The sequence below is a fragment of the Roseateles sp. genome (assembly GCF_044373315.1).
In the GTDB taxonomy this organism is placed as follows: domain Bacteria; phylum Pseudomonadota; class Gammaproteobacteria; order Burkholderiales; family Burkholderiaceae_C; genus JACDQM01.
In genome coordinates this window covers 1-4,047 of sequence record NZ_JBILQK010000181.1, presented here as the reverse complement: position 1 = coordinate 4,047, position 4,047 = coordinate 1, and the positions used below count along the sequence as shown (strand labels likewise).

Here is a 4,047-nt window from a genome sequence, read left to right as displayed (position 1 = left end):
CACCGCATCCAGAGCTGGCGGCCTACTTGCTTGGCCAGGGATTGAGAAGTGTGATCCGCTCGCTGCTGGAAGACAGTCCGGCCAAGCTTGAATCCGTCGCCATGTTGGACTGCCTGGTCGCCATGGCGCTGGGTTGCCTGCATCCGATGGCTGCGCAAGAACGAAGAGCCGCACACTGATCAGGTGGAGGGCTTCAGATAGGGCAAGAGCGCCGACGCGGCTACGGCGTTGAAGGCTGGTCTGGTGCATGAGGTCGTCCCCAAGGCCGAACTGCTGGCCACGGCCAAGCGCTGGCTGCTGGACGCAGGGCGCTGCGCCCCAGGCCTGCCATCGCCACTGTCCAGCCCTTGGTGGGCCTCCCAGCGCTGCAACGTGCGGGCGCTGATACCCACCACCTCACAGGCCTTGTGCAAGCGGGCTCGGTGTGTGGGGCTCACTGAACCTTCACCGGTTTCGCGAAGCTGCTTGGGAGGGGCAGCAAGAAGCTCAGTCGGAGCGCGTTGCGCGCGGGCCATGGCGCCGACTCGTTGTGTGTCGTTCTGGGGCGCTCTGGGCGCTTGGCGCACAAGCGAATCAGGTGCAGCTTCAGCTGCGTTAGCATGGTGCTCAGTCTCCCGGCAGACGCAAGCCTGCCATGCCATTACCCCATCTGTTCAGGATCCAATCCGCCACGTCAACCGCCCATAGATTTGAGGCCTGGCAGCCGCTCGCAATCGGTCGAGTGCGCGGAACCAGCCCAGACCGTTTTCCAGTTGCTACACAGCGGATTCGTGCCTCTGTGAATGCGGGACGGCTCAGCTCAACAGCGCATTCTTTCTGCGGCACATCCCGCCATCGAGTTGAAGCCTGGCACCTGCGCTTTGCCCCGCACTGGATATGGAGCGCACGTCTCAAGACAGGCGCGCATCGCATCTGCCCGCGCGCCGAAGTTCACAACGCCACACCCCCCAGAATGAAAAGAAAGACACTCACTTCCAGCGGCACCCGCCGCACCGGCATCGTCTTTGGCACGGCAGCGATGGCCTTGGTTCTGGCTGGCTGCGCCAGCGTGGCGACCCAGCCTCTGACGGCTGCTGAGGTCCAGATCCAGGCGCAGCGCGACCGCCTGGAGTCGCAACGTGGCGTCGAGCCGATTCCGGCCGTGATTGGCCTGGAAGAGGCCATTGCACGCGGCCTGAAATACAACCTCGAACGGCGCACGCGCATGATGGAAGAGGCCATCGCGTTCAGGCAGTTCGAAGCCAGCCGCTACGACATGCTGCCCAAGCTTGTGGCCGCTGCCGGCTACAGCTCGCGCAGCGAATTCGCCACCACGCGCGCGGTCGATTCAGTCACCGGCAAGCCCTCGCTCGCAAATCCCTTCATCTCCAGCGACAAAAGCCATGGCACCGTCGACCTGGGCCTGAGCTGGAACGTGCTTGACTTCGGCCTGTCCTACTACGGAGCGCGCCAGAACGCAGACCGTGCGCTTATTGCGGTCGAGCGCCGCCGCAAGGCCATGCACAACTTGATCCAGGATGTGCGCACGGCCTTCTGGCGCGCTGCCAGCGCGCAGAAGCTGCGCAAGGAAGTGAAGGATGTGATCGCGCTGGCCGAAGAAGGGTTGGCTGATTCACGCAAGGCGGAGAACGAGCGCCTGCGTTCGCCGATTGATGCGCTGCGCTATCAGCGGCAACTGCTGGAGAACCTGCGCCTGCTCGAAACCATCGAGCAGGAACTGTCCACCGCGCGGCTCGAACTTGCGAGCCTGATCAATGCGCCGCTGGCCGTTGAACTGAAGGTCGCAGAACCTGCCCAGGGGCTGAGCGCGCGCATCTTGTCGGTGCCGCTTGACACCATGGAAGAAGTGGCAATTGCCGGCAACGCGGACTTGCGCGAGCAGTTCTACAACACCCGCATCGCGACCGAGGAAACCCGCAAGATCCTGCTGCGCATGTTCCCCGGCCTGAGCCTGGGCTACAGCATCAAGCGCAACGACGACCAGTACCTGATCCACAACCAGTGGAACGAGGCAGGCGCGCAGCTCTCCTTGAACCTGCTGAACTTGCTCTCGCTGCCAACGCAATCCCGCCTGGCCGAGGCGGGCGTGGCGCTGGCGGACCAGCGCCGCATGGCCGCCCAAATGGCGGTGCTGGCCCAGGTGCATATTGCGCGCCTGCACTTCAGCAATGCGCTGCAGCAGTACCAGCGCAGCGCCGACATTGCGGCTGTTGACGAACGCCTTGAAGGCCATATGGCCAACCGCGAACTAGCCTCGGCGTCGAGCAAGCTGGAGCGCGTTTCGAGCCGCACGGCCGCCATTGTCAGCCAGCTGCGCAGCTACCAGGCCCAGGCCCAGGCGCATGCGGCCGCCAGCAAGCTGCAAGCCTCGCTCGGCATGGAGCCGGACATCGGCAGCGTGCAAGACATGAGCCTGCCCGAGCTGCAAGCCGTCGTGGGCCGCGCGATCACGAAATGGGAGAACGGCGAGCTGGCCGCGCCCGCAGCCCCAAAGCGGGAGGCACAGCCATGACCACGGCCGTCACGATGGGGCGCACCACGCTGGCCCTTGCCTTGTTGGCCTGCGCAGCGCCTGCCTTTGCAGCCGACGCTCCGCGCGGCACGGCGGCAGCGGCGGGCCTGGCGCCGCTCAAGCCCAGCCTGGAGCAACGCGAGATCCGCGCGCAACTGGCACCGCACCGCTACACCACGCTGGCCGCCGAGATTGGCGCCAAGATCAGCCGCCTTACGGTGGCCGAAGGCGGCGCATTTCGAGCCGGGCAGTTGCTGGTCAGCTTCGACTGTTCGCTGCAGCAGTCGCAACTGAAACGTGCCCGCGCGGCGCTCGACGGCGCCGAGACGACCTTGGCGTCGAACAAGCGCCTGGCGGAATTGAACTCGATCGGCAAGGTCGAACTCGACCTGTCGGCCGCTGAGGTGTCGAAGAACCAGGCCGAGCTTGAGGCCATGAACACGATGCTGGGCAAGTGCGGCATCAACGCACCATTTGCCGGGCGCGTGGCCGAGCAGAAGGTGCGCGAGCAGCAGTATGTGCAGCCCGGGCAGGCCATTCTCGAGATCATTGATGACAGCGTGCTGGAGCTCGAGTTCTTGGTGCCGAGCAAGTGGCTCGCCTGGGTCAAGGCCGGCACCCGGTTTCAGGTTGATATCGACGAAACCCGCAAGTCCTACCCGGCGCGGGTGCAACGCATCGGCGCCCGGGTGGACCCGGTGAGCCAGTCGGTGAAGCTGGTCGCCACCATCGATGGCCGCTTCCCCGATCTGATCTCGGGCATGAGCGGCCGCGTGAACATGCAGCCGCCGGCCGGGCTCTGAATCCTGGCAGCCGTGCCCACCTGTTGTACCCATCAAGCCTGCCCCGTGGCGGGCGCCCCGCTGGTTCGCTTCATCCGTGCTTGCTCGACTTCCGAACTGCGTGGGCCCGTGCTGAAGGCCCCGCGCTCGGCTTGAGCTTGCCAGCAGCGCCGCCGCAAGCACCGATCTGCACCAACACAGAGCTTCCCCCATGAACCGAATTTTTCGAAGCGTTTGGAGCGAGGTCACTCGCACCTATGTGGCCGCAGCCGAGACCGTGAAGCGTAGCAACAGATCAGCGGGCGGCAGCGCCGTCGATGCGCCGGCCCTCATGCCGTCGGGCGGTCCGTCCGCAGCACAGCAAGGCATCAGCCGACCGCGGCCGATGTTGCTGGCGCTCGAGGCGCGGCTGATGTTCGACGGCGCTGCGGTGGAAACCGTCGCTTCGGCCGCTGGTGCAGCATCGATGTTCGACAGGCCGGTGGACACCGTGTTCGTGCCCGCAGCTATCGCCGCGCGGGAAGCCGGCGCCAGCACGACCCCGCTCGCCGCGGCGAAGGTGCTTCCCGCCGCTGTTGCGGAGGAGGCCCTGGTGACGGATGGCGCTGCGCGCCTCGAGGTGATGTTCGTCGATCCGAGCGTGGCGAACTACGAATCGCTGCTTGCCGGCGCTCGGCCTGGGGTGGAGGTGGTGGTGCTTGATGCCTCGCGCGACGGGCTGGCACAGGTGGCCGAGTACCTGAAGGGCCGCTC

Annotated in this window: 4 protein-coding genes; 3 read left to right on the top strand and 1 reads right to left on the bottom strand. The window is 65.7% G+C overall.

The genetic code is table 11. The annotated features are described in order from the left end of the window. Nucleotides 1-179: 179 nt before the first annotated feature. The gene (locus tag ACIQ67_RS19970; protein ID WP_397536123.1) at nucleotides 180-437 is read right to left on the bottom strand and encodes a hypothetical protein; all 258 of its coding nucleotides are present in this window, start codon (nucleotides 435-437) and stop codon (nucleotides 180-182) included. Between the two features lie 515 nt (nucleotides 438-952). Here ACIQ67_RS19970 and ACIQ67_RS19965 point away from each other — a divergent pair. From ACIQ67_RS19965 to ACIQ67_RS19955, 3 genes are all read left to right on the top strand, one after another. After that, nucleotides 953-2,512 carry a TolC family protein gene (locus ACIQ67_RS19965; RefSeq protein ID WP_397536122.1) on the top strand — a complete coding sequence of 520 codons (1,560 nt, stop codon included), beginning with the start codon at nucleotides 953-955 and terminating at the stop codon, nucleotides 2,510-2,512. Then, the gene (locus ACIQ67_RS19960) at nucleotides 2,509-3,315 is read left to right on the top strand and encodes an efflux RND transporter periplasmic adaptor subunit (RefSeq protein ID WP_397536121.1); all 807 of its coding nucleotides are present in this window, start codon (nucleotides 2,509-2,511) and stop codon (nucleotides 3,313-3,315) included. Before ACIQ67_RS19965 ends, ACIQ67_RS19960 begins: the two co-directional genes overlap by 4 nt. A 190-nt stretch (nucleotides 3,316-3,505) precedes the next feature. Further along, nucleotides 3,506-4,047: ESPR-type extended signal peptide-containing protein (locus tag ACIQ67_RS19955; RefSeq protein WP_397536120.1), on the top strand; the 542-nt coding region annotated here is incomplete at its 3' end.